The organism is Aquipuribacter hungaricus, assembly GCF_037860755.1.
GTDB lineage: Bacteria > Actinomycetota > Actinomycetes > Actinomycetales > JBBAYJ01 > Aquipuribacter > Aquipuribacter hungaricus.
This window is the reverse complement of the sequence record NZ_JBBEOI010000030.1, coordinates 1-22,796: the sequence shown is the minus strand read 5'-3', so window position 1 is coordinate 22,796 and position 22,796 is coordinate 1. Positions and strand designations below refer to the sequence as shown.

Annotated in this window: 24 protein-coding genes; 13 read left to right on the top strand and 11 right to left on the bottom strand. The window is 76.0% G+C overall.

What is annotated here, in order from left to right; translation table 11 throughout:
* Window positions 1-199: 199 nt before the first annotated feature.
* The 3 genes from WCS02_RS06265 (at window position 200) to WCS02_RS06255 (ending at window position 3,097) form a co-directional block, all read left to right on the top strand.
* Window positions 200-1,639 carry a dihydrolipoyl dehydrogenase family protein gene (locus tag WCS02_RS06265; protein ID WP_340291113.1) on the top strand — a complete coding sequence of 480 codons (1,440 nt, stop codon included), beginning with the start codon at window positions 200-202 and terminating at the stop codon, window positions 1,637-1,639.
* A gap of 81 nt (window positions 1,640-1,720) precedes the next feature.
* Window positions 1,721-1,954: a DUF1059 domain-containing protein gene (locus WCS02_RS06260; RefSeq protein WP_340291112.1), complete on the top strand. Its 234-nt coding sequence runs from the start codon at window positions 1,721-1,723 to the stop codon at window positions 1,952-1,954.
* A gap of 6 nt (window positions 1,955-1,960) precedes the next feature.
* Entirely contained in the window at window positions 1,961-3,097 is a 1,137-nt protein-coding gene (locus WCS02_RS06255) for an EAL domain-containing protein (RefSeq protein WP_340291110.1), read from the top strand.
* A gap of 31 nt (window positions 3,098-3,128) precedes the next feature.
* Here the strand turns inward: WCS02_RS06255 and WCS02_RS06250 are convergent, their stop codons facing one another.
* Window positions 3,129-4,052, bottom strand: coding sequence for a hypothetical protein (locus WCS02_RS06250; protein ID WP_340291108.1), 924 nt, complete (start codon window positions 4,050-4,052; stop codon window positions 3,129-3,131).
* A 28-nt stretch (window positions 4,053-4,080) separates the two neighbouring features.
* Window positions 4,081-5,301: a DUF418 domain-containing protein gene (locus tag WCS02_RS06245; RefSeq protein ID WP_340291106.1), complete on the bottom strand. Its 1,221-nt coding sequence runs from the start codon at window positions 5,299-5,301 to the stop codon at window positions 4,081-4,083.
* 89 nt (window positions 5,302-5,390) lie between these two features.
* On the opposite strand from WCS02_RS06245, the gene WCS02_RS06240 reads away from it, so the two are divergent.
* On the top strand, window positions 5,391-5,834 hold the full coding sequence (locus WCS02_RS06240; protein WP_340291104.1) for a very short patch repair endonuclease: 444 nt from the start codon (window positions 5,391-5,393) through the stop codon (window positions 5,832-5,834).
* Between the two features lie 10 nt (window positions 5,835-5,844).
* On the top strand, window positions 5,845-6,384 hold the full coding sequence (locus tag WCS02_RS06235) for an acyl-CoA thioesterase (protein WP_340291102.1): 540 nt from the start codon (window positions 5,845-5,847) through the stop codon (window positions 6,382-6,384).
* A 26-nt stretch (window positions 6,385-6,410) separates the two neighbouring features.
* Here the strand turns inward: WCS02_RS06235 and WCS02_RS06230 are convergent, their stop codons facing one another.
* Window positions 6,411-7,211, bottom strand: a complete 801-nt coding sequence (locus WCS02_RS06230) for a transglutaminase-like domain-containing protein (RefSeq protein WP_340291100.1) — start codon at window positions 7,209-7,211, stop codon at window positions 6,411-6,413.
* Between the two features lie 70 nt (window positions 7,212-7,281).
* On the opposite strand from WCS02_RS06230, the gene WCS02_RS06225 reads away from it, so the two are divergent.
* Window positions 7,282-8,178: a transglutaminase family protein gene (locus tag WCS02_RS06225; RefSeq protein ID WP_340291098.1), complete on the top strand. Its 897-nt coding sequence runs from the start codon at window positions 7,282-7,284 to the stop codon at window positions 8,176-8,178.
* Here WCS02_RS06225 and pdxY read toward each other — a convergent pair.
* Window positions 8,175-9,023 (bottom strand): pyridoxal kinase PdxY, encoded by an 849-nt coding sequence (pdxY, locus tag WCS02_RS06220; RefSeq protein ID WP_340291096.1) that lies wholly within the window; start codon window positions 9,021-9,023, stop codon window positions 8,175-8,177. The genes WCS02_RS06225 and pdxY overlap by 4 nt on opposite strands.
* Window positions 9,024-9,100: 77 nt before the next feature.
* Here pdxY and WCS02_RS06215 point away from each other — a divergent pair, with 77 nt between their 5' ends.
* A complete protein-coding gene (locus WCS02_RS06215; RefSeq protein WP_340291094.1) occupies window positions 9,101-9,517 on the top strand; it encodes a VOC family protein in 417 nt (138 codons plus the stop codon).
* On the opposite strand, the gene WCS02_RS06210 is transcribed toward WCS02_RS06215, so the two are convergent.
* Window positions 9,490-10,716 (bottom strand): MFS transporter, encoded by a 1,227-nt coding sequence (locus tag WCS02_RS06210; protein ID WP_340291092.1) that lies wholly within the window; start codon window positions 10,714-10,716, stop codon window positions 9,490-9,492. The genes WCS02_RS06215 and WCS02_RS06210 overlap by 28 nt on opposite strands.
* Window positions 10,717-10,738: 22 nt before the next feature.
* On the opposite strand from WCS02_RS06210, the gene WCS02_RS06205 reads away from it, so the two are divergent.
* Both WCS02_RS06205 and WCS02_RS06200 read left to right on the top strand, forming a co-directional pair.
* Complete coding sequence (locus WCS02_RS06205; protein WP_340291090.1) at window positions 10,739-11,323, top strand: TetR/AcrR family transcriptional regulator; 585 nt, start codon at window positions 10,739-10,741, stop codon at window positions 11,321-11,323.
* Window positions 11,320-11,694: a TraR/DksA family transcriptional regulator gene (locus tag WCS02_RS06200; protein WP_340291088.1), complete on the top strand. Its 375-nt coding sequence runs from the start codon at window positions 11,320-11,322 to the stop codon at window positions 11,692-11,694. The genes WCS02_RS06205 and WCS02_RS06200 overlap by 4 nt, the downstream gene beginning before the upstream one ends.
* 129 nt (window positions 11,695-11,823) lie before the next feature.
* Here the strand turns inward: WCS02_RS06200 and WCS02_RS06195 are convergent, their stop codons facing one another.
* On the bottom strand, window positions 11,824-12,102 hold the full coding sequence (locus WCS02_RS06195) for an HU family DNA-binding protein (protein ID WP_340291086.1): 279 nt from the start codon (window positions 12,100-12,102) through the stop codon (window positions 11,824-11,826).
* A gap of 175 nt (window positions 12,103-12,277) precedes the next feature.
* Between WCS02_RS06195 and WCS02_RS06190 the strand changes: the two genes are divergently transcribed.
* Window positions 12,278-12,904: a M15 family metallopeptidase gene (locus WCS02_RS06190; protein WP_340291084.1), complete on the top strand. Its 627-nt coding sequence runs from the start codon at window positions 12,278-12,280 to the stop codon at window positions 12,902-12,904.
* Between the two features lie 31 nt (window positions 12,905-12,935).
* Window positions 12,936-14,594, top strand: coding sequence for a peptide chain release factor 3 (locus WCS02_RS06185; RefSeq protein WP_340291082.1), 1,659 nt, complete (start codon window positions 12,936-12,938; stop codon window positions 14,592-14,594).
* 114 nt (window positions 14,595-14,708) lie between these two features.
* Here the strand turns inward: WCS02_RS06185 and WCS02_RS06180 are convergent, their stop codons facing one another.
* Window positions 14,709-15,851: a methyl-accepting chemotaxis protein gene (locus WCS02_RS06180; RefSeq protein ID WP_340291080.1), complete on the bottom strand. Its 1,143-nt coding sequence runs from the start codon at window positions 15,849-15,851 to the stop codon at window positions 14,709-14,711.
* 230 nt (window positions 15,852-16,081) lie between these two features.
* Here WCS02_RS06180 and WCS02_RS06175 point away from each other — a divergent pair, with 230 nt between their 5' ends.
* Both WCS02_RS06175 and WCS02_RS06170 read left to right on the top strand, forming a co-directional pair.
* Window positions 16,082-16,912: a hypothetical protein gene (locus WCS02_RS06175; RefSeq protein ID WP_340291078.1), complete on the top strand. Its 831-nt coding sequence runs from the start codon at window positions 16,082-16,084 to the stop codon at window positions 16,910-16,912.
* Between the two features lie 33 nt (window positions 16,913-16,945).
* Window positions 16,946-18,043 carry an aldose epimerase family protein gene (locus WCS02_RS06170; RefSeq protein ID WP_340291076.1) on the top strand — a complete coding sequence of 366 codons (1,098 nt, stop codon included), beginning with the start codon at window positions 16,946-16,948 and terminating at the stop codon, window positions 18,041-18,043.
* Between the two features lie 43 nt (window positions 18,044-18,086).
* Here the strand turns inward: WCS02_RS06170 and WCS02_RS06165 are convergent, their stop codons facing one another.
* The 4 genes from WCS02_RS06165 to WCS02_RS06150 form a co-directional block, all read right to left on the bottom strand.
* Window positions 18,087-18,872, bottom strand: a complete 786-nt coding sequence (locus WCS02_RS06165; RefSeq protein ID WP_340291074.1) for a dimethylarginine dimethylaminohydrolase family protein — start codon at window positions 18,870-18,872, stop codon at window positions 18,087-18,089.
* Entirely contained in the window at window positions 18,869-20,890 is a 2,022-nt protein-coding gene (gene paaZ, locus WCS02_RS06160) for a phenylacetic acid degradation bifunctional protein PaaZ (RefSeq protein WP_340291072.1), read from the bottom strand. Before paaZ ends, WCS02_RS06165 begins: the two co-directional genes overlap by 4 nt.
* 89 nt (window positions 20,891-20,979) lie before the next feature.
* Window positions 20,980-22,182: a 3-oxoadipyl-CoA thiolase gene (pcaF, locus tag WCS02_RS06155; RefSeq protein ID WP_340291071.1), complete on the bottom strand. Its 1,203-nt coding sequence runs from the start codon at window positions 22,180-22,182 to the stop codon at window positions 20,980-20,982.
* On the bottom strand, window positions 22,179-22,796 hold a 618-nt coding region (locus tag WCS02_RS06150; RefSeq protein ID WP_340291070.1), incomplete at its 5' end, for a hotdog fold thioesterase. The genes WCS02_RS06150 and pcaF, both read right to left, overlap by 4 nt.

Genomic DNA, 22,796 nt, shown 5'->3' with positions numbered 1-22,796 from the left:
GCCATCGCCGACGGGGCACGCAGGCCCGGGGACCCCGGCGCCGCCCACCGCGGTGCTGCCCCCGCGGGCCTGGCCCCCGTCCCGCACGACGTCGCCCTGGGGGGCCTGCTGCGCGCCCGGTACGAGGCCCGCTGAGCGGTCGGTCCCGGCCCGCCGCCCTCCGGTGGTGGGCGCCGTCCGCTGCCCGCAGGCTGGGCCCGTGACCCAGACCGACAGCTACGAGGTCCTCGTCGTCGGGGCCGGCCCCGCCGGCACGTCGGCCGCCGTCCGAGCCGCCGAGCTCGGTGCCCGGGTGGGCCTGGTGGAGGCCCGGCGCACCGGCGGCACGTGCGTCAACAGCGGCTGCGTGCCCACCCGCGTCCTGGCCAAGACCGCCCGCTTCGCCCGCGAGGTCCGCTCCGCCGGCGTCTACGGCCTCGACGTCGGCGACCCCACGGTGGACTGGACCCGGACCGTGGCGCGCGTGCGGCAGGTGGTCGAGCGGATCCACGCCGTCAAGGCCGAGCCCGAGCGGCTCGCCGACCTCGGCGTCGACCTGGTCCTCGAGGGCCGGGCGCGCTTCGTCGACCCGCACGCGATGGAGCTGTCGGACACCGGCCGGCGGGTCAGCGGGGACGCCGTCGTGCTGTGCGTCGGCGGGCACTCCCGCCGCCTGCCCGTCCCCGGCGCCGAGCTCGCGCTGGTCCCCGAGCAGGTCCTCGACATGCCGGAGGTGCCCCGCCGCCTGGTCGTCGTCGGCGCCGGCAACACCGGCGCGCAGCTGGTCACCGTCTTCGAGGCCCTCGGCGCGGAGGTCACGCTGCTCGAGGTCGCCCCGCGCATCCTCATGGCGATGGACGAGGACATCTCGCGCACCGTCCAGGACAGCTTCGAGGCGCACGCGGTCGACGTCCACGTCGGCATCCGGACGCTGGTCTCGCTGGCCCGCGTCGAGGGCACCGAGCCGCACGGCGACCACGTCGCCGGCGGGCCCGTGCGGGTCACCTGGGTGGACGCCGACGGCAGCGAGCAGAGCCGCGAGGCCGACGCGGTCATCATGTGCACCGGCTGGCCGGCGTCCGTCGACGGGCTGGGCCTGGACGCGGCGGGCATCGCGACCGACGGCCGCTCCATCGCCGTCGACGAGTACTTCCGCACCGAGGTGCCCCACGTCTTCGCCGCGGGCGACGCCAACCAGCAGGCGATGCTCGTGCAGGCCGCCCACGCCGAGGCCGAGGCGGCCGCCACCAACGCCGTGCTCGGGCCCACGCGCCGCGCCCCGCACCGGCTGCTGCCCTCGGGCGGGTTCACCGACCCCGACTACGCCGGCGTCGGCCTCACCGAGGCCCAGGCCCGCGAGCGCGACCCGCAGGTCGCCGTGGCCACCGTGCGGTACAGCGAGCTCGAGCGGGCCGTCATCGACGACCGCGAGCAGGGCTTCCTCAAGCTCGTCACCGACCGCCGCCGCGACGTCCTGCTCGGCGCGCACGCGGCGGGGGAGTCGGCCGTCGAGGTCATCCAGGCGGTGACGACGGCCATGGCCGCCGGGGTGGACCTCACGACCCTGGCCGGCGTCGAGTTCGCCTACCCGACGTACAGCGCCGTCATCGGCGAGGCGGCCCGCCGGCTCCGGGTTCCCCGGGGGACCGTCGACGCCTGAGGCTGGGCCGGGCGGGGGACCGTCGGCGAGCCGGGCCGCCTGCCCATGACATGGCAGCCTGCCACCCCTACGCTACCGAGGGTGAGCCGCGGTGAGGTCGCCACGACTCCGCAGGGTCCCGGGGAGGGCGGCCCGCGGGGTGGGCTGAAGACGTTCCGGTGCGGTGACGTCGTGCCCGGCTGCGACGAGGTGTTCCGGGGCACCGCCGCCGCGATCATCGCCCTCGCAGGGGTGCACGCCGCCCGGGACCACGGCGTCGACCCCACCGACCCGGCCCTGCTCGACGCCGTCCGCGGCGCGATGCGGCCGGCCTAGGCGCGCGTGGCGGTCAGCGGGGACGTCGGGGGGCTGCAGGAGCTGGCAGCGGAGGCCGCCGTGCGCCTGGTGGTCGACGAGCCCGGGCTGCTGGAGGTCGTCGCCCAGCCCATCGTCGACCTCACCGACGGCCGCCCCGCCGGGTTCGAGCTGCTGGCCCGGGTGCCCGCGGAGTGGCAGGTGCCGCCGGACCGGTTGTTCGGTGCCGCCCGCCGGCTCGGGCTGTCGTCGCAGGTGCAGGCCGCGGTCAACGGGCTGGCCATCGACCTGCTCGCGCGGGTCCCGGACGGCTGCTTCCTCACGGTCAACCTCGACCCGACCGACCTCGCCGAGGCCGACGTCGTCGCCCCCTTCCTCGACCTCGACGTGCTGACGCCGCTCGTCGTCGAGGTCACGGAGTCGGTGTGGCCCGAGCAGAGCGGCCCCGCGGAGGACGCCCTGGACGCGCTCCGGCGGCGCGGCGCACTGCTGGCCGTCGACGACGTCGGGGCGGGGTTCGCCGGGCTCACCCAGATCAGCCGGCTGCGCCCGGAGATGGTCAAGCTCGACCAGGCGCTCGTCGCCGACCTGGGCACCGACCCGGCGGCGGAGCTCGTCGTGGACGCCCTGGGACGGCTCTGCGGCCAGCTCGACGCCTGGGTGGTGGCCGAGGGGATCGAGCGCGCCGACCAGCTGGCCGTCCTCGTCCGGCTGGGCGTGCCGCTGGGCCAGGGGTTCCTGCTGGGCCGGGGCGAGCAGCCGTGGCCGGCCGTCCACGCCACCGAGCACGTCCTCGCGCTCACCTCCCCGCACGAGGAGGCCCACGACGACGTCGTGGTCGGCAGCCTGCTGCTGGACGCCGGGGCGGCCGGCTGGGAGCGGGACGCCACCGGCGCGTTCCGGCTGCCGGTCGACGGTCGCTGGCACCGGGCGATGACGATGTCGCCGGGCACCCGGGTCACCGACGCCCTGCTGCGGGCGGTCGCCCGGGCGCCGGAGGACCGGTGGTTCCCGGTCCTGGTCACCGACCCGACCGGCACGCCCCTGGGCCAGGTGAGCGTGGAGACCATGGTGACCGCCGCGCTCGGTGCACCGCTGCCCCGCGCGGCACCGGTCGAGACCTTCCAGCCCTCCGACCCGGGCAGCGGCGGGACCGCAGACTGATCCGGCTCCGCCGGCAGCCGTCCACGCGTCCTCAGAGGACGCGCCGCACCGCCCCCCGCACGCTGCGGCCACCCGCCCACGCGGGCAGCCCGGCCGGCCCGTCGTCCGGGCCCACCACGACCAGGCGGGCCGGCGCGCCCACCGCGATCCGGCCCTCGCGGTGGTGGCCGCGCACGTCCGCCGGCCCCGTCGCGGTCCAGGCGACGACGTCAGTGAGGTCGTGGCCGCGCGCGCGGGCCGCGGTCCACAGCAGCGGCAGCAGGACCGCGGCCCACGTGCCCTCGGCCGTCCCGTCGTCGCCCGGCCCCGCCGGCGACCCGTCCTCGGTCGCCGGCCGCGGTGCCGCGACCATGTCCACCGCCCCGTCGGCGAGGGCGTCCCAGAGCGCCTCGACGTCCGCCGGGTCCGGGGTCGAGGGGCAGCCACCGCACACCCCGGCCCGCGGTCCGACGAGCGGCCCGACGAGCAGGTCGTGGGCGAGGTGGTGCACGCACGCCTCGGCCGTGACCCGGACGCCCGCGGCCCGCGCCTGGGCGAGCAGCGGGACGGCCGGGCCGTGCGACAGGTGGCGCAGGTGCACGCGTGCCCCGGTGGCGTGCGCCCCGAGCAGGACCCGTTCGAGCTCGTCCAGCCCGGCGCCGTCCGGCCCGGGCACCGGCGTCCCGCCGTCGAGCACGTCCCCGTCCTCACCCGCGTCCGCGACCGGTGCGGGCAGCAGCACCTCGTCCGCGGCCAGGTCCGCCCGCGCCGCAGCCGCCGGCAGGTCGGTGGCGTCGGCGCCCTCGAGCAGCACGACCCGGCCGTCCCGCACGCCGACCACGACGGCGTCCTCCACCGGCCGGCCCTCGTCGCCGTGGACGACTGCCCGGGGCGCGTGCACGAGCAGGTCGAGCGGCCGGCCGTCGTACGGGTCGTCGACGAGCTCGTCGGCCGCATCACCCCAGCCGTCCGTCATCCCCGCAGCCAACCACCCGGCACGGGCGTCAGGCCGCCAGGGGCGCTGCTGTCCGGCCGCCGCCCGACCGGGCCGACCGGGGTCCGTACGTCAGGCGCCGGAGCAGCACCTCCGCCGGTCCGCGCCGTCCTGCGGTGGCCAGCGCCCAGGCGACGCCTACCGTGACCAGCCAGACCGTCAGCGCGGTGCCGTACGCCGCGGCCGTGCCCAGCCCGTCGCCGAGCGCGAGCCCCCACGGGGCCAGGAGTGGCGCGAGCACGACCGACTGCAGCAGGTAGCAGGTGAGCGAGCGCTCGCCGACCGCCGCCAGCACCGCCGGAGCGCCCCGGCGCGGCGCCCCCGTCCGGTGCAGGTGCGCGGCCCACAGCGCGAAGAGCGACACGTAGGCCACGCCCATGGCCGTGCCCGTCACCGCGTGCACCCCGGCGAGGACGGCCGAGGTGACGATCCCCGGCTCCCACGCCTCGCCGACGACGAGGCCGTAGGGCAGGCCGCCCACGACGCCCAGCACCACGCCGCCGACGGCGAGCCGCCGCAGCAGGGGCAGGTGCTCCCAGGGCCGGTCGAGCAGCCCGGCGCGGGCCATCGCCACGCCGGCCAGCATCGGGGCCAGGACGAGCATGAGCAGGGTGCCGCCCAGCACCCCGACGACCCAGACCGCCACCCGCTCGACGACGGAGACCAGGTAGTCGGTGGGCGGTCGCGGGACCTCGGTCAGGGCGTCGAACGCGCCGAAGAGCAGGGCGAGCACGACGAGGCTGGCCGTGCCCCAGGCGACGAGCACGCGCGGTCGCCGGTGCAGGAGCAGGAGCACGACGAGGCCGGTCACGCCGTACATGCCGAGGATGTCGCCCTCGAACAGCAGGGCCGCATGGACGGCGCCGAACGCGACGAGCCACAGCTGCCGGCGCAGCAGCACCCGGCGCCGCTCCCGGGGTGCGAGGCCGCGCGCGGTGAGCCGCCCGACCATGGTCACCAGCCCGAAGCCGAAGAGCAGGGCGAACATCGGCCGGGACCGGTCGTTGACGAACGTGGTGACGACGACGTCGAGCGTGCGGTCCAGGACGCTGCCGCCGACGGGACGCCCGCCCGCCCCGATGTCCGCGCCGTGCAGGTAGATGCTGACGTTGGCCAGGGCGATGCCGAGGAGCACGGCGCCGCGGGCGAGGTCCGGCGCCCAGGCGCGCTCCGCGCGGGGGGTCGGCCCGACGGCCACGGTCGTCGCAGCAGGGACGGTCCTGGTGTCCATGCCCCCCGACGGTAGGCAGGTCCCGCCGGGCGTCCCAGGGGGACAGCCCCCGGTCCGGGACGGGGACGGGCCCGACCTAGCCTGGCGCCGTGACGGCCCCGGTCCCGCAGCGCGTGCCGGCGCACCCGGGTGCCTCCAGCCCCCAGGTGGCGCGCCGGATGAGCGTGCTGCGCCGGCGGGACACCAAGCCGGAGCTCGAGCTCCGGCGCCGGCTGCACGCGCTCGGCCTGCGCTACCGGGTCGCCTACCCCATCCCGGGCCAGCGGCGGCGGACCATCGACGTGGCGTTCACCCGCCAGCGGGTCGCGGTGTTCGTCGACGGCTGCTTCTGGCACGGCTGCCCGGAGCACGGGACCCGCAGCAGCAGCAACACCGCCTGGTGGGTCGCCAAGCTCGACGCCAACCGCGCCCGCGACGCGGACTCCACGCGCGTCCTCGGCGAGCTCGGCTGGCGGGTGCTGCGGGTGTGGGAGCACGAGGACCCGGCCGAGAGCGCTGCCAGGGTGCTGGCACTGGTCCGGCCCGCCTGCTAGACCGCCTGTCGTGAACCTGTACCTGCGCCTGCTCCACCTCGTCCTGCTCGGCCGCCGCCGCAGCCGGGTGTCCGTGCTCGGGCCGGTCCGCACGCCGTTCCGGGTCTGGCCGACCGACCTCGACCTGCTGCGCCACGTCAACAACGGCACCTACCTGACGATCATGGACATCGGCCGGCTCGACCTGCTCGCGCGCTCGGGCGTCACGCCGCTGCTGAGGAGGGCGGGCTGGTACCCCGTCGTCGTCGCGGAGACCATCACGTTCAAGCGGTCGCTCCGGCTGTTCCAGCGCTTCGACGTGGTCACCGAGGTCGTCGGGTGGGACGAGGTGTCGCTGTTCCTGCGCCAGGACGTCGTGCGCGGGGACGTCCTGGTGGCGTCCGCCGTGATCCGGGGGCGGTTCCTCGGCCGCGACGGCGCGCGCATCACCCCGCAGCAGGTCATGGGGCTGTCCGGCGAGCAGCTCGAGGCACGGGAGCTGCCCGCCTGGGTGGTCGACTGGGCCCGGTCGACAGAGATCCGCTCCGCGACGCCGGTGCCGCCGGCCTGAGGCCCGCTGAGGCCCGCCCAGCCGGGTCAGCTGATCTGCACGAGCTCCTCCAGGTCGTCCGCGGGCAGGTCGCCGTCGACGGTCGCGGCGACCGTGAGGCGGCCGAACCGCACCCCCGCCCCGTAGGACGACATGAACGCCGTGTCCGCCGCGTCGCGCCCGGTCGCGATCCGGACGAGCGTGCTGCGCGGTGCCAGCAGGGTGGCGTCGACGACCACCCACCGGTCGTCCACGAGGGCCTCGACCACGGCGTGGAAGTCCATCGGCCGCAGGCCCGGCGCGTAGACCGACACCAGCCGGGCAGGCACGTCCCGCGAGCGCAGCAGGGCGGTCGTCAGGTGGGCGTAGTCCCGGCAGACGCCGGCGCCGGCGAGCAGGGTGTCGACCGCGCCGTCGGTCCCGGTGCTGCTGCCGGGGACGTACGCCAGGCGCCGGCCGACCCAGGCGGCGACGTCGCGGACGAGTCGGGCGGGGTCCGTCCCGCGCGGCCCGAGCTCGGCGCGCGCGACCGCCGCGAGCCGGTCGGACTCCGCGTAGCGGCTCGGGCGCAGGTAGACGGAGCGGTCGAGCTCCTCGACGCCGACGGGCTCCGAGCGGCCGTCGACTTTGGCGGTGTACGTGACCTCGAGGCTCCCTGCGTCGCAGCGCAGCACGTGCATCCGGCTGCCCACCGGCCCTGCGAGCTCGCGCAGCGGCAGCGGCTCCCCGTCCAGCGTCGCGACGAGCCGCTCGTCCGCGGGGGTCGTCCCGGCCACGGCGACCTGGAGCTCGACCGTGGTGGGGCCGAGCACGTCGGCGGTCATGGTGGCGGAGACGACGCGGTCCATGCCGCCATCCTGGCCGACCGCAGCGCGGTCCCCGGCGCCTGGGCGGCCCGTCCCGGGGCACCCTGTACGGGTGAGCAGCACCCGGTCACCGTCGGTGGCGACGACGAGCCGGTACCGGCTGCGCCAGTCCTTCCGCTACGACTACGACGCCCCGGCGTACTCGCTGCTCCACCGCCTGGTCGTGGTCCCGCCGCAGCACCACGGCGACCAAACGCTGCGCCTGGGCGCGGTCCGGGTGTCCGACGGCTCCGCCCAGGTGTCGTGGACCGGGGACGAGCACGGCAACCGGGTCTGCCTGGTCCGGCTCGCCGTGGTCCCGGACTCGGTGACCATGCACGCGGAGGTCGAGGTCACCCGGCCCGACCTGCCCGCCGGCCCGACCACCATCCCGACCACCGCCCCGACGTACGGGGACACCGCGCCCGCCGCGACGCTCCCCGCCGCGGCGCTCGCGGACCCGACCCTTCTCGGCGCCAGCCTGCAGACCGTCCCCGACGGCGCCGTCCGCCGCCTCGCCCGGGAGCTGGCCGGCGGCGACGACGTGCTCGCCGCGGCGGTGCGCGTGGGGGAGGCCGTGCACGAGCTCGTCCGCTACACCCCCGGCGCGACCGGCGTCCGGACGACCGCGGCGCAGGCGCTCGCCGGCGGGCAGGGCGTCTGCCAGGACCAGGCCCACGTGATGATCGCCGTGCTGCGCGCCGCCGGCGTCCCGTGCCGCTACGTGTCCGGGCACCTCGTCGGCCAGGGCGGCACGCACGCCTGGGTCGAGGTCGTCGTCCCCGCGGGCCGGGGCGCCCGCGCGGTGGCCTACGACCCCACGCACCGGCGCCTGGCCGGCGACGGCTACGTCACCGTCGCCGTCGGCCGGGACTACGTGGACGTGCCGCCCACGTCGGGCTGGTACTCCGGCGACGCCACCGGGGTGCTCAGCGGCACCCGCGAGCTGCTCCGCACGCAGGAGGCCTAGACCTCCTCCACCTCGAAGGTGCGACCGGGACGGACGAGCTCCTCCTGGGCGGCGACGAGGAGGATCTCGCGGGAGCCGGCCTCCTCGGTGCGCGCGAGCAGGCCCCACACCGACGCCGTGGCGGCGGCCAGCGCGTCGGCCGCCGAGCGCTCCGGCAGCCAGTGCGCGAGGAACAGGGCGGCCGTGGCGTCGCCGGCGCCGTTGACGGACAGGCCGAGCTTCGGCGTGCGGATGCGCCAGTGGCGGCCGTCCTGCGAGGCGAGCAGGTCCACCGCGTCGTCCGGGGTGTCGTCGGTGACCAGCGACGTGGTGAGCACCGTGCCGGGGCCGCGCTCCTGCACCGAGGCGACCGCGTCCTTCACCGCGGCCAGCGACGTGGTCGTCGTGCCCGCGAGCAGGTCCAGCTCGAAGTGGTTGGGGGTGAGGACGTCGGCGACCGGCAGCACGACGTCGCGCAGCAGCTCCTCGATGCCGGGACGGACGAACACCCCGCGCCCGACGTCGCCGATGACCGGGTCGCAGCAGTACACGGCGCCGGGGTTGGCGGCCCGCACCCGGGCGACCGCACCCAGCACGGCCTGGCCGATGTCGGCCGAGCCGAGGTAGCCGGACAGGACCGCGGTGCAGCCGCCGAGGACGCCGCGCTCGTCGATGCCCTCGAGCACCTCGTCGATCGAGGCGCCGTCGAAGACCCGGCCCTTCCAGCTGCCGTAGCCGGTGTGGTTGGAGAACTGGACGGTGTGCACCGGCCAGACCTCCGTCCCCAGGCGCTGCAGCGCGAAGACCGCGGAGGAGTTGCCGACGTGCCCGTAGGCGACGTGGGACTGGATCGACAGGACGCTCACGGGGCGAGGCTACGAGGCCGCGCCGCTGTCGGACAGCGCAGCCATGGTGGGGTCCCCGACGAGGAGAGGCGACGACGATGACGACGTACCCCAGGCTCGCGCAGGTGGTGCTCGACTCCACCGACTGCCGCCGGCTGGCCGAGTTCTACCGAGGGCTGCTCGGCCTGGCCTACCGCCCGGGCGACGAGCCGCCGCCGGAGGGGCAGCCCGACCCCCGCGGCGAGGACTGGCTCGTGCTGCGCGGGGACGGCGGGCTCGAGCTGGCGTTCCAGCAGGAGCCGGAGCTGCGCCCCACCACGTGGCCGTCGCACGAGGTGCCGATGCAGGCGCACCTGGACACGGTCGTCGGCACGGTGGAGGAGCTGGCGGAGGTGCACGGGCGTGCCCTGTCGCTGGGGGCCAGGGAGCTGATGGACCGGACGGACGACCCGGACGAGCCGCTCTGGGTCCTCGCCGACCCCGACGGTCACCCGTTCTGCGTGATGGTGGGCTGACGGCGGCGGGCCAGGACGCCCGCCGCGAAGCCCACCCCGACGACGGCGACCAGCACCGCGAGGCCGTGGGGCGGCCAGACGTCCATCGCCGCGCCGCCCAGCACCGGGCCGACCGTGGCGCCCACCTCGTAGGAGACGAGGAAGCCCGCGTTCGCCACGGCGAGCTGCCCGGCGGGCACGCGCTCGCCGAGCATCGTCAGCCCGACGGCGTAGAACGCGACGACGACGCCTCCGAGGGCGAAGGCGGCCAGGTAGGCGGGCGCGCCGCCGGTCCCGACCAGGCCCGCGAACCCGGTCGCCCCGACCGCGAGGACCAGCCCGAGGCCGGCGAGGAGCCGGCTGCGGTCGACGTGGTCGGCGAGCCAGCCGACGAGCACCTGCAGGCAGATGCCGCCGACGAGCAGCACGGTGAGCAGCCGCAGCGACGTGGTGGTCGAGGCGCCGGCCTCGAGCGCGTATGCGGGCAGCAGGGAGATGTAGCCGAACTCCGCGACCCCGCCCACGACCGCGGCGAGCATCGCCAGCGGCGCGAGCCGCACCGCCGCGGGCAGCCGGACGGTCCCGTGCGCGGCCATCGCCGGGGCCAGCCGCCGGGCCAGCAGCAGCGGGACCGCGCACAGCGCCATGCCGAGCACCCCGACGGCGTACGCGGCGAGGCCGGTCGTGCCGACGCGGTCGACGAGCAGCGGGCCCAGCGCCCAGCCGGAGAACAGGAGCATCGCGTACAGCCCGAGCACCCGGCCGCGGACCCGGTCGGTGACCACGGTGTTGATCCACGTCTCGCCGACCAGCCACGGCAGCGTGAGGCCCGCCCCGGACTGCACGCGCAGCAGCAGCCACCAGCCGACGCCGTCGAGCACCGGCATGAGCACGAAGCTCAGCGCCACCAGGGCCGCGCCGGCGACCATGACGGGGACGGCGCCGAGCCGCCCCGCCAGCCGTGGCGCGAGCGGCACCAGCGCCACGACCGCGAGCGACGGTGCGGCGCCGGCGACGCCGACCAGCCAGCCGGCCGCGCCCCACTCCGTGAACCGGACGGCGGTCACCGTGTAGCCGACGCCGTAGGCCAGGCCCAGCCCGACGGTGCTGGCCAGGACGGCGGCGAGGCTCAGCAGCCGGGTGCGGTCCATCACGTCCCGCGGCGGCGCGAGGGGCGTCGGGTCGGTGGACACAGGGTCGGCGTAACGGTCGTTATGCATAACAAGCGTTACGCTAAGCGGCGTGCCCCGTCAGGTCAACTCCGACGACCGCCGCCGCGACATCGCGCGCGCCGTCTACCGGGTGGTCGCGCGCGGCGGCCTGGAGGCGGCGTCGATGCGCGAGATCGCCCGTGAGGCCGGCTGCACGACGGGCGCGCTCACCCACCACTTCGCCGACCGGCGCGAGCTGCTCGACCACGCCGTCGGTCTCGCGGTCGACGAGTCGATGGAGCGGCTGCTGGCGGCCGCACGCTCCCACGGGCTCCGTGCGGCGCTGGCGGAGTTCCTGCCGCTGGACGAGCTGCGGCGGCAGGAGAACGCCGTCTGGCTGGTCGGGGTCTCGGCCGCGACGCGGGACGAGCAGCTCGCCGCCCGGTTGTCCCGCCGCTACGCCGCCGCGAACGGGCTGCTCGCGGAGGAGCTTCGACGGCGGCTGCTGCTGGACGGGCGCCGGGCCGACGGCGAGGAGGTCGGCCTGCTTGTGGACGAGGTGCTCAGCGCCGTGGACGGGATCGCCGTCTGGGCCACCGCCGACCCGGGGCGCTACCCGCCCGAGCGGCAGATGGCCCTGGTGGACCGGGTGCTGCAGAGGACGGGGCTGGCATGAGCGGCGGGAGCGGCGGGAGCGGCGGCGTCGAGGCGTCGCTGCGTGCCGCGCTGGCGGCCAACGAAGCGTCGGAGCGGGCGCTGCTGGAGCGGCACGCCCGCTTCGTCGAGGCCTCCCAGGACTCCAACGCCGACGACGAGCACGACCCCGAGGGCAGCACGATCGCCTTCGAGCGGCAGCAGGTGGCGGCGCTGCTGGAGCAGGTCCGCTCGACGGGCGAGCAGCTGCGGCGCTCGCTGGCCGCCGCGGCATCCGGCAGCTACGGCACGTGCGAGGTGTGCGGCGGCGCGATCGACCCCGAGCGGCTCGAGGCGAGGCCGCAGGCGCGGACCTGCATCGGCTGCGCCCGCCGGGCCTCCGGACGCCGCTAGGCGCGGCAGCACGGCGGTCGTATCGGGGCGGGGGTCGTGCTCACTCCCGACGTCGTCGTCGGGGCGGGGCTGTCGCGAGCGGCCGGCGCCCGGGCGGGGGACCCGCCCGGGCGGACCGGCCGGGTGGCGTCAGCCTGCGGCGGCAGCCTTGAGCTTGGTGCCCGCGGTGACCTTGGCGGTCTTCGACGCGGCGATCTGGATGGTCTCGCCGGTGGCGGGGTTGCGGCCCTCGCGGGCGGCGCGCGACCCCTGCTCGAACTTGAGGAAGCCGGGCAGCGTGAGGGCGTCGTCACCCTTGGCCACCACGTCGAAGACGACCTCCTGGAAGGCGTCGAGCACCTTGTCGGCGTCGGTCTGCGACAGGCCGGTCTTGCTGGCGATCTCGCTGATGAGTTCCTTGCGGTTCATGGGTCCTCCTGCTCGGTGGCCGTCCGGGACGACGGTCCTCGGCGCCACCGTACGGTTCCTGCGCCCGGGAGGCCGTATCCACGCCGTCACGCGGGCGCGCCGTACCGGTCGGGCCGGCCGCTCAAGTCGGGCCGGGAGCCGGCCGATCACCCTCCCGGACCAGCGGAGGGAGACCATGGACGGCATCGCAGGTGCCACCGCACGGGTGGCACAGATCCAGGCGCTCGTGCAGAGCGTGCAGCGTGCCCCGGTGGGCGTCTCGGTGCAGCGCGCCGGTGCGGTGGCCGGCCTCGGCACCTCCGGTGCGACCGCCACGGGCGCCGCGTCGGGTGCGGCCTTCCAGCAGGCGCTCACCCAGGCGACCGGTGCCCGGTCCACCGGTGCGCCGGGCTCGACCGCCGTCGACTCCGAGGGCGTCCCGCTCGACCTCAAGGCCTACGGCAACGGCAAGATCCCGGCGTCCGCGCTCAAGGAGATCGGCGTCGGCCAGCACACGCTGTGGGCCCCTGCCGCGGACGCCTTCGCCAAGATGCAGGCCGCCGCGAAGGCGGACGGCATCACCTTCGGCGTCACGGACTCCTACCGCTCCTACGAGGCCCAGGTCGACGTGGCCCGGCGCAAGGGGCTGTACAAGAACGGCGGGCTCGCCGCCGTCCCGGGCACCAGCCAGCACGGCTGGGGGATGGCCCTTGACCTCAAGCTCGACAGCAAGGCCCAGGCCTGGATGCGCGCGAACGCCGAGAGGTTCGGCTTCGACGAGAGCACGCCGCGCGAGCCGTGGCACTGGAGCTTCACGCCCTGAGCGGCCCCGCAGCCGCCGTACCCTGGGGGTGATGTCCACCTCCACGCCCGCCCAGCCGGTCGAGGACGCTGCCGCCGACCTGCTCGAGGCCGCCCTCGCCGAGGCCGACGGCACCGCCCCGGTCGAGGCCGCGGTCCGCCGCCGCACCTTCGCCGTCATCAGCCACCCCGACGCGGGCAAGTCCACGCTCACCGAGGCCCTCGCCCTGCACGGCGGGGCGATCGGCCAGGCCGGCATCGTCCAGGGCAAGGGCGGGCGCCGCGGCGTCGTGTCGGACTGGCTGGACATGGAGAAGGCCCGCGGCATCTCCATCACGTCCGCGGCGCTGCAGTTCGTCTACCGCGACCACGTCGTCAACCTGCTCGACACCCCCGGCCACGCCGACTTCTCCGAGGACACCTACCGGGTCCTCACCGCGGTCGACTCCGCGGTCATGCTCGTCGACGCCGCCAAGGGCATGGAGCGGCAGACGATGAAGCTGTTCGACGTCTGCAAGCTGCGCGGCCTGCCGGTGCTCACCGTCATCAACAAGTGGGACCGCCCCGGCCTCGAGGCGCTCGAGCTCATGGACGAGATCGCCGAGAAGACGGGCATGACGCCCACGCCGGTGCTGTGGCCGGTCGGGATCGGCGGCGACTTCCGCGGCCTGCTCGACCTGCGCGACGACTCCTACATCGCCTTCGAGGCGGGCTCCGGCGGCGCCACGAGGACCGTGTGGACCCGGATGGGCCTGGACGAGGGCCTGGCCCGCGACGGCGACGTGCTGGCGACCGCCGTCGAGGAGGCCGAGCTCATCACCTCCAGCAACGGCCGCCACGACGAGGAGTCGTTCCGCGCCGGTCGCACGAGCCCCGTGGTGTTCGCCGCCGCCGTGCTCAACCGCGGGGTGGAGCAGCTGCTGGACATCCTCGTGGAGACCGCGCCCCCGCCCGGGGACCGGCCCACGGTCGACGGCGCGGTCCGCCACGTCGGCGACCCGTTCAGCGGCCAGGTGTTCAAGGTCCAGGCCGGCATGGACAGCAACCACCGCGACCACGTCGCCTTCATCCGGGTGTCCTCGGGCCGGTTCCACCGCGGCCAGGGCGTCGTCAACGCCCGCAACGGCAAGGTCGTCGGCACCAAGTACGCCCACCGCGTCTTCGGTGGCACCCGCACCGGGGTCGAGGACGCGTGGCCCGGTGACGTGGTGGCCATCGTCAACGCCAGCGGCGTCCGCGTCGGCGACACCCTGTTCGAGGGCCGGTCGGTCACCTACCCGCCCATCCCCACCTTCGCGCCGGAGCACTTCGCGGTCTGCCGGGCCGCGGACCTGGCCAAGTACAAGCAGTTCCAGCGCGGCATCACCGAGCTGCACCACGAGGGCGTCGTCCAGACGCTGCGCTCGGACATGCGCGGCGAGCCGTCGCCCGTGCTCGCGGCGGTGGGGCCGATGCAGTTCGACGTGGTGAGCCACCGGATGGCGGGGGAGTTCAACTGCCCGGTGCAGCTGGAGCCGCTGGGCTACCAGATCGCCCGGCGGACGACGTCCGAGCACATCCCCGCGCTCAGCAGGGTGCCCGGCGTCGAGGTGCTGACGAGCCTGGACGGCGACCACTTCGCGCTGTTCCCCGACCGGTGGCGGCTGCAGCGCATCGAGCGCGACCACCCCGAGATCGTCCTCGACGCGCTCGCCGCCGACTCGCTCGGCTGACCTGCCCGGCTGACCTGCCCGGCTGACCTGCCCCGGACGTGGGCTGGCCCACCTGCCCGTGCGGGCAGGTGGGCCAGGGTTCAGGGCGGCGGTGCCGCGGGGGACGAGGCCCGCTCAGGCCTTGAGGATGATGTCGTGGAGCACGCCGGTCTCGGACGCCACGCTGGACGAGGCCTCCGGGAGCAGCTCCGCCTGCTCGACCGTCTCCCGGGCGCCGGACGCGATGTGGGCGATCGCCGCGGCGATCTCCGAGGTCACGGCGGACTGCTGCTCGATGGCGGCGGCCACGGTGTCCTGCGAGCCGCTGATGCCCTCGACGAGCGCGGCGATCCGGGACAGCGTCAGCACGGCCTCCTGCGCGGCCCGCTGGATCGCGTCGATCCGCTGCTCGATGTCGCTGATCGAGCTCGACGTCGTGCCGGCGAGCTGCTTGACCTCCTCGGCGACGACCGCGAACCCGCGGCCGGCCTCCCCGGCGCGGGCGGCCTCGATGGTCGCGTTGAGCGCGAGGAGCTTGGTCTGGTCGGCGACGGTGGTGATGAGCCGCAGGAAGTCGCCGATCTCCTGGCTGGAGCGCTGCAGGTCCTCCATCCGCTGCACGCCCTCGGCGGTCGCGGTCATCGTGTCGCGGACCTGGCCGGTCACGTGGACCGACGACTGGGCGATGGAGCCGACGGAGGCGCGCATCTCCTCCGTCGCGGCGGCAGCGCTGTCGGCCTGGCTGCTGGTGTCGGCGGCGACGTCGAGCAGCCGCCCGCCGATCTCCTCGATCCGGCCCGTCGCGCCCCGGACGTCGGCGAACGCGCTGTCCGCGGCCTGGTTGCGGCCCGTCACGTCGTCCCACAGCACGACGAACCCGACGCGCTGCCCGGACTCGTCCACGATCGCGTCGATGTTCGTCCGCAGCGTCTTGCCGCCGAAGCCGAACACGGCCTCGCGGGGCAGCTGCGCCGGGTCGGCGAGGATGCGGTCGATCCGCGCCGGGTCCTTGTGGAAGCGGTGGATCGAGCCGGACAGGATCTGCTCGACGTCCATCCCGAAGGCCGACCGGAAGGCCCCGGACAGCTCCTGCACGGTGCGGCGCGCGCTCCGGTTCATGTAGACGAGCGTCAGCGACATGTCGGCGATGAAGCAGTTGCCGTGCAGGCTGTCCAGCGTCGCGCGCAGCGGGTGGTCACCGTCGGACAGGGCGGCCGTGAGGCCCTCCTGCCGGACCGAGGGCCGGAAGCCGGAGTGCAGCAGCTGCGCGAAGGACATGGACGGGGCTCCTCGGGAGGTCGGTCGACCTCGCCGCGGAGGTCCTGGTCTGGGATATCGGCTCGCCCGCCCCGGAGTTGAGCGGCGTGCGCCCGGTCGTCGTCGCCCCCTGTCCACAGGTTGTTCACCGGTTGTGCACGGGTGGGTCTGGCGGTCGCGAGGGCGGTCACGAGGTGCGGCGCGAGGGTCCGGGGCGGTTGCGTCGGGCGGCCCCCGGGTAGTCCTCCGGCATGGACACCACCACCACCACCGTCGTCGTGGTCGTCGCCGTCGTGGCCCTGCTGCTGGTCGTCGGCGTCGTGGCCGTCGTCGTCCGCCGGCGGCGGGAGCGCGAGCAGCGGGAGCGGCTGCGCCAGCGGTTCGGCAGCGAGTACGACCGTGCCGTCGCCGGCGGGGACCCCCGCGGTGCCGAGGCGCGCCTGGCCCGGGCGGCGCGTGAGCGCGACAAGCTCGACGTCCGGCCGCTCGACCCGGCCTCCCGCCGGCGCCGCCGGGCGCAGTGGCGCGCCGTGCAGGCGGACTTCGTCGAGGTGCCGGTCGAGGCGGTCGACGCCGCCCACGAGCTGGTCACCGAGGTGATGGCCGAGCGCGGCTACCCCACCGCCGACAGCGAGCAGGCGCTCACGCTGCTCGCGGCCGACCACGCCGAGACCGTCGAGCACTACCGGACCGCCGAGCAGCACCGGTCGCGGTTCCGCGACGGCGAGGGCAGCACCGAGGACCTGCGGCGTGCGTTCGTGGAGTACCGGTCGCTGTTCGACGTCCTCGTCCAGGAGGGCGCCGAGCGCGGGGGCCCGACGGACGACGACGAGGACGACGACGGCTCGCTGCGTCCCGACGGGACCCCGATGACGGCCGACGACTACGTCCGCGCCGCCCAGCAACGGCTCGGTGCGGTGTCGGCGTCCGGCTCAGGGTCTGCGTCCGGCCAGGGCGAGGACGACGTCGAGGCCGTGGACATCCGCGAGGACGTCCGCGAGCACCTCGACGGGCGCCCGCCGCGGCGCGCCGGTGCCGACGACGGCGGCGCCACCGCCGCGCGGCCGGTCGACGCGGGCTGAGGCGGCGGGCACCCGCGCCCCTACGATCGGCCGGTGCCCAGCGACCTCACGACTGTCACCCGCACGCCTTTCGGGACCACGCCGGACGGGCGTGACGTCGACAGGTACGAGCTCGTCCACGGGCAGGTGACGGTCGCCGTCATCACCTACGGGGGCGTGCTCCAGTCGGTCCGCGTGCCGGACCGCGACGGGGTCGCCGCCGACGTCGTCCTGGGCTACGACGACCTGGCCGGGTACGTGGCCGACACCAGCTTCCACGGCGCGCTCGTGGGCCGGTTCGGCAACCGCATCGCCGGGGCGAGCTTCACCCTCGACGGCACGGAGCACCACCTGCCGCAGAACTACGGCACCGCGACCCTGCACGGCGGCCCCGGCGGCTTCCACGCCCAGGTCTGGGACGCCCAGGAGGTCGACGGCGGCGTGCGGCTGTCGCTCGTCAGCCCCGACGGGCAGGAGGGCTTCCCCGGCACCGTCGAGGTCGAGGTCACCGTCACCCTGGGCGAGGCCGGCCTGCGCTGGGACTACCGCGCGACGACCGACGCCCCGACGGTGCTCAACCTCACCAACCACGCGTACTGGAACCTCGGCGGCACCGGCGCCGGCACGGTCGAGCACCACGTCCTCCGCGCGGCCGCCGGGCGCTACGTCCCCGTCGACGAGGGTCTGCTCCCGCTGCCCGACCTCGCCGCGGTCGACGGCACCCCGTTCGACTTCCGGGAGCCCACCCGGCTCGGGGCGCGGCTGCGAACGGCCGACGAGCAGCTGCTCCGGGCGCAGGGCTACGACCACTGCCTGCTGTTCGACACCTGGCGCGACAGCCTCGCCGGCACCCGCGAGGCGTGGTCGGGAGAGCCTGGCGGGCTGCCCGAGGTGGTCCGCGCCGAGGACCCCCGCAGCGGCCGCACCCTCACGCTGCGCACCGACCAGCCGGGCGTGCAGCTGTACTCCGGCAACTTCCTCGACGGCACGGTCGTCGGGCGCGGCGGCGTGACCTTCCGCCAGGGCGACGGCTTCTGCCTGGAGACCCAGCACCTGCCCGACTCGCCCAACCGCCCGGACTTCCCCAGCACGGTGCTGCGCCCGGGCCAGGAGTACGTCACCTCGACGACGGTGTCGTTCGGCACGGTCTGACCCCGGCGGGCAGCCCGGGCCGGGTGCCCGGGCCGGGCGCCGGTCAGCGCGGCACGAGCACCGACAGGCAGGTCACCCCGCACTCCGCCTTCTCCAGCTCGTCGATCTCGACGGGGTGGGCCTCGAAGCCGAGCGAGCGGACCAGGTCGGCGGTGCGCGGCGCGGAGGCGGACAGCACGACGCGGTCCCCGCTCAGCAGCAGGTCCGCGCCCGCCGTCTCCGGTGCCTCGACCACGCGCAGCCCGGCGGTGGCGAACCGGTCGGTGGCCAGCCAGCCGGCGACCGCGACGACCGTGCCGTCCGGCAGCGCCGTCGCGCCGGTCTTGAGGTGCAGGCAGCCCGTCACGGGCACGCCGACCACGGTCCGCCCGAGCGGGGCCAGCAGCGCGCGCAGCTGCTCGACCGCGCCCGGCGTGGTCCTGCCGCCGAGCCCGACGAACACGTGGCGTCCGACCTGGAGGACGTCGCCGCCGTCCAGCGTGGCCGGCGCCGCGACCGTCGCGGTGCGCAGCCCGAGGGAGCGGACGACCTGCTCGACGCCGGCGACCTCGCCCCGGCGGCTCTCGGCCCCGGGGCGGGTGAGCACCGCCAGGTCGTCGACAACGACGACCGCGTCCTCGACGAAGGTGCCGTCCGGGTGCTCCGGGGCGTCGGGCACCCGGACCACGTCGTGCCCGAGACGGCGGAGCAGGTCGACGTAGCCGGCGTGCTGGACCGCAGCGCGGTCGGCGTCGAGCGGCTCCCGGTCGAGGAACGTCAGCTCGGCCTCCGCCAGCCGGGGCGACACGGTCCGGACGAGGGCGGCGGGCAGCGTGGTCGGGTCGGTCACGGCCGGGGCTCCTTGGTCACCATGGTGAGCAGCGTGTAGGTGGCGCACACCTCGTCGCGGTCGTTGGTCACGGTGGCGTCGAAGCGGACCTCGCCGTGGTCGGTGTGCTCGCGCGGGTTGAGCGCCTTGCAGGTGAGCGCCACGCGGATCCGGTCGCCCGCGCGGACCGGCGTCGTGAAGCGCAGGCCCTCCAGGCCGGTGTTGGCCAGCACGGGGCCGGGCGCGGGGTCGACGAACAGCCCGGCCGCGCGCGACAGCACCCAGTACCCGTGCGCGACGATCCCGCCGAATATCGGGTTGGCCGCGGCCGCCTCGGGGTCGGTGTGGGCGTAGAAGGTGTCGCCGCTCATCGCCGCGAAGCCGCTGATGTCCTCGGGCGTCACCTCGTGCCAGTCGCTGGTGAAGCCGTCCCCGATCCTCAGCTCGCTCATCGAGAGCCGGAAGGGGTGGGGGCCGTCGGTCCGGCGCCGTGACCCCGGCACCCACTGCCCGGTGACGGCGGTGAGCATGTCGGGGCTGCCCTGCACGGCGGTGCGCTGCATGTGGTGGGTGATGCCGCGGACGCCGCCGAGCTCCTCGCCGCCGCCGGCGCGGCCGGGCCCGCCGTGGACCAGGTGGGGCAGCGGGCTGCCGTGGCCGGTGGACTCCGCCGCGTCGTCGCGGTCGAGGACGTGGAGGCGGCCGTGGAACGGGGCGGCGCCGAGCACGACGGTCCGGACGAAGGCCGGGTCGTGGCTGACGACGCTCGCCACGAGCGACCCGCGTCCCAGGGCGAGCAGGTCGACGACCTCCTCGGCGCTGTCGTAGGCCATGAGCGAGGCGACCGGGCCGAACGGCTCGACGTCGTGCACCGGCCCGAACCGCGCGTCCTCGACCGCCAGGAGCACCGGCGCCATCCACGCCCCGCGCTCGTAGCCGTCGACGACCGTGTCGCCCGCGCCGGTGACGACCCGGCCGCCGGCGGCGATGGCGCGGACGGCGGCGCGGACGGCGTCGCGCTGCTCGAGGTCCACGAGGGCGCCGACCCGGGTGGCCGGGTCCCGCGGGTCGCCGACCGTGGCGGTGGACAGCCGCGCGGCGAGCGCCTCGGTCACCTCGGCCATCAGCGAGGAGGGGACGAAGGCGCGGCGGACGGCCGTGCACTTCTGTCCCGCCTTGGCCGTCATCTCGCGGGCGACCTCGCGGACGAAGAGGTCGAGCTCCGGGCTGCCGGCGACCGCGTCCGGGCCCAGCACGGCGGCGTTGAGCGAGTCGGCCTCGGCGGTGTACCGCACCCCCCGCTGCACGACCGCCGGGTGCGCGCGCAGCACGGCGGCGGTGTCTGCCGAGCCGGTGAACGACAGCAGGTCCTGGCCGTCGAGGGCGTCGAGCAGGCCCTCGTGGTGGCCGACCAGGAGCTGGAGCGCGCCGTCGGGGAGGATCCCGGTCCCGACCGCGAGCCGGACCATCCGCTCGGTGACGTAGGCGGTCTGCTCGGCCGGCTTGACGATGGACGGCACCCCCGCCACCAGCGCCGGTGCGAGCTTCTCCAGGGCGCCCCAGACCGGGAAGTTGTAGGCGTTGACCTGCACGGCGACCCCGCGCAGCGGCGTCCAGACGTGCTGCGCGAGGAAGGTGCCGCCGCGGCTCACCCGCTCGACGGGGCCGTCGGTGGCGACGACGTCGTTGGGCAGGTTCTTCCGTGCGGTCGAGGAGATGCCGAGCATGGTGACGATGCCGCCGTCGACGTCGATCGCGGTGTCCCTGGCGGTCGACCCGGTGGCGTACGACAGCTCGTACAGCTCGTCGGTGTGCTCCCGGAGGGCGAGCGCGAGCTCCTTCACGAGCATCGCCCGCTCGTGGAAGGTCATCGAGCGCAGCGCCGGCCCGCCGACCTCCCGGGCGTGCCGGACGGCCTCGGCCGCGGGCACCGGCGCGGTGGAGATGCGGGCGACCTCCTCGCCGGTCGCGGCGTCGAGCAGCGGCGCGCCCTCGTCGGTCGGGGTGCGCCAGCGGCCGGCGACGTGGCTCTCGAGCATCGGTGCTCCTCAGGGTCGTGCGGGGCGGTGCAGGGTCGTGCGGTGGGGTCGTGCCCGGGTCCTCCCGGGTCGTGCCGGCGTGGCGGTGGTCAGCGCTCGAGCAGCAGCGAGACGCCCTGGCCGACGCCGACGCACATGGTGACGAGCGCCCGGCGGGCGTCGCGCGCGGCCAGGGCGCGGGCGGCGGCCAGGGTGAGCCGGGCGCCGCTCATCCCCAGCGGGTGGCCCAGGGCGATGGCGCCGCCGTGCGGGTTGACGTGCTCGGCGTCGTCCGGCAGGCCGAGGGCGCGCAGGACGGCGAGCGCCTGGGACGCGAAGGCCTCGTTGAGCTCGACGACGTCGACGTCGACGATCCCCAGGCCGGCCCGGCCGAGCAGCCGCTGCGTGGCGGGCACCGGACCGAGGCCCATCACCCGCGGTGCGACGCCGGCGCTCGCGGCACCGGTCACCCGGGCCAGCGGCTGGAGGCCGTACCGCTCGACCGCCGTCTCCGAGGCGAGCAGCAGGGCGGCCGCCCCGTCGTTGATGCCGGCGGCGTTGCCCGCGGTGACGGTGCCCCCGTCGCGGAACGCTGGCCGGAGCGCGGCGAGGTTCTCCGCGGTCGTCCCGGCCCGGGGGTGCTCGTCCGTGGTGACCACCGTGGTCGCGCCGCGCCGGCCGGGGACCTCGACCGGGACCACCTCGCCGTCGTACCAGCCGGCGGCCTGCGCGGCGGCGGTGCGCTGCTGGGACCGCAGCGCGAACCCGTCCTGGTCCTCGCGGGAGACGCCGCAGTCCTCGGCGACGTTCTCGGCGGTCTCGCCCATGGCCTCGGTGCCGTACGCGGCCTGCAGGCGGGCGTTGACGAAGCGCCAGCCGAGCGTGGTGTCGAACACCTCGGGGGCCCGGGCGTACGCCTGCTCGGCCTTGCCCATGACGAACGGCGCCCGGCTCATGGACTCCAGGCCGCCGACGACGACGAGGTCGGCCTCCCCGGTCCGGACCTGCCGCATCCCCACCGCGACGGCGTCGGCGCCCGAGGCGCAGAGCCGGTTGACGGTGATCCCGGGGACGGTCTCGGGCAGCCCGGCGAGCAGGACGGCCATCCGGGCGACGTCGCGGTTGTCCTCGCCGGACTGGTTGGCGCAGCCGAGGACCACCTCGTCGACGGCGGCCCGGTCGAGCGACGGGTGCCGGTCGAGCAGGCAGGACACGACGTGGGCGGCCATGTCGTCGGGCCGCACCGCGGCCAGCGCGCCGCCGTAGCGCCCGACGGGGGTGCGCACGCCGTCGACGAGGAAAGCCTGGCTCATGCGTCCTCCGGGAGCCTCGTGGGGACCGGTCCGCCCACCGTCCGGGTGCGGCCGCGCACCTCGGCGACGAGCGAGCCGTCCTGGCGGGTGACGGTGATGTCGTAGACGCCGTTGCGGCCGTAGCGGGCGCGCTGGACGGCCCGGGCGGTGAGCACGTCGCCGGGCCGGCCGGGGGACACCCACGTGACGTCCAGGCTGCCGCCGACGGTGAGCTCGCCCGCGCCGTTGCAGGCCAGCGCCAGGGCGGTGTCCGCGACGGTGCAGACCGTGCCGCCGTGGACGATGCCGAAGCCGTTGAGCCAGCGGGCGGTGACCTCGCCGCGGACCGCGCCCGACCCGGGCCCCGCGTCGACCAGGGTGAGCCCGAGGTCGGCGGACACCCGGTCCAGAGCCAGGACGGCGCGCCCGCGCAGGGTGGGGCAGACCCGGTACCGGCCGGTCGGGGTCGCGGCGTGCAGGGCGTCCATCACGCCGGCGACCCAGGCGTGCCCCAGCGCCGCCCCCCAGGAGAGCGGGCCCTGCGGGTGCCCGGCGCCGTGCTCCATCGCCAGGTCGACGCCCCCGGCGCCTGCCACCCCCGCCTCGACGGCGTCCTCGGCGGCGGCGACCAGGGT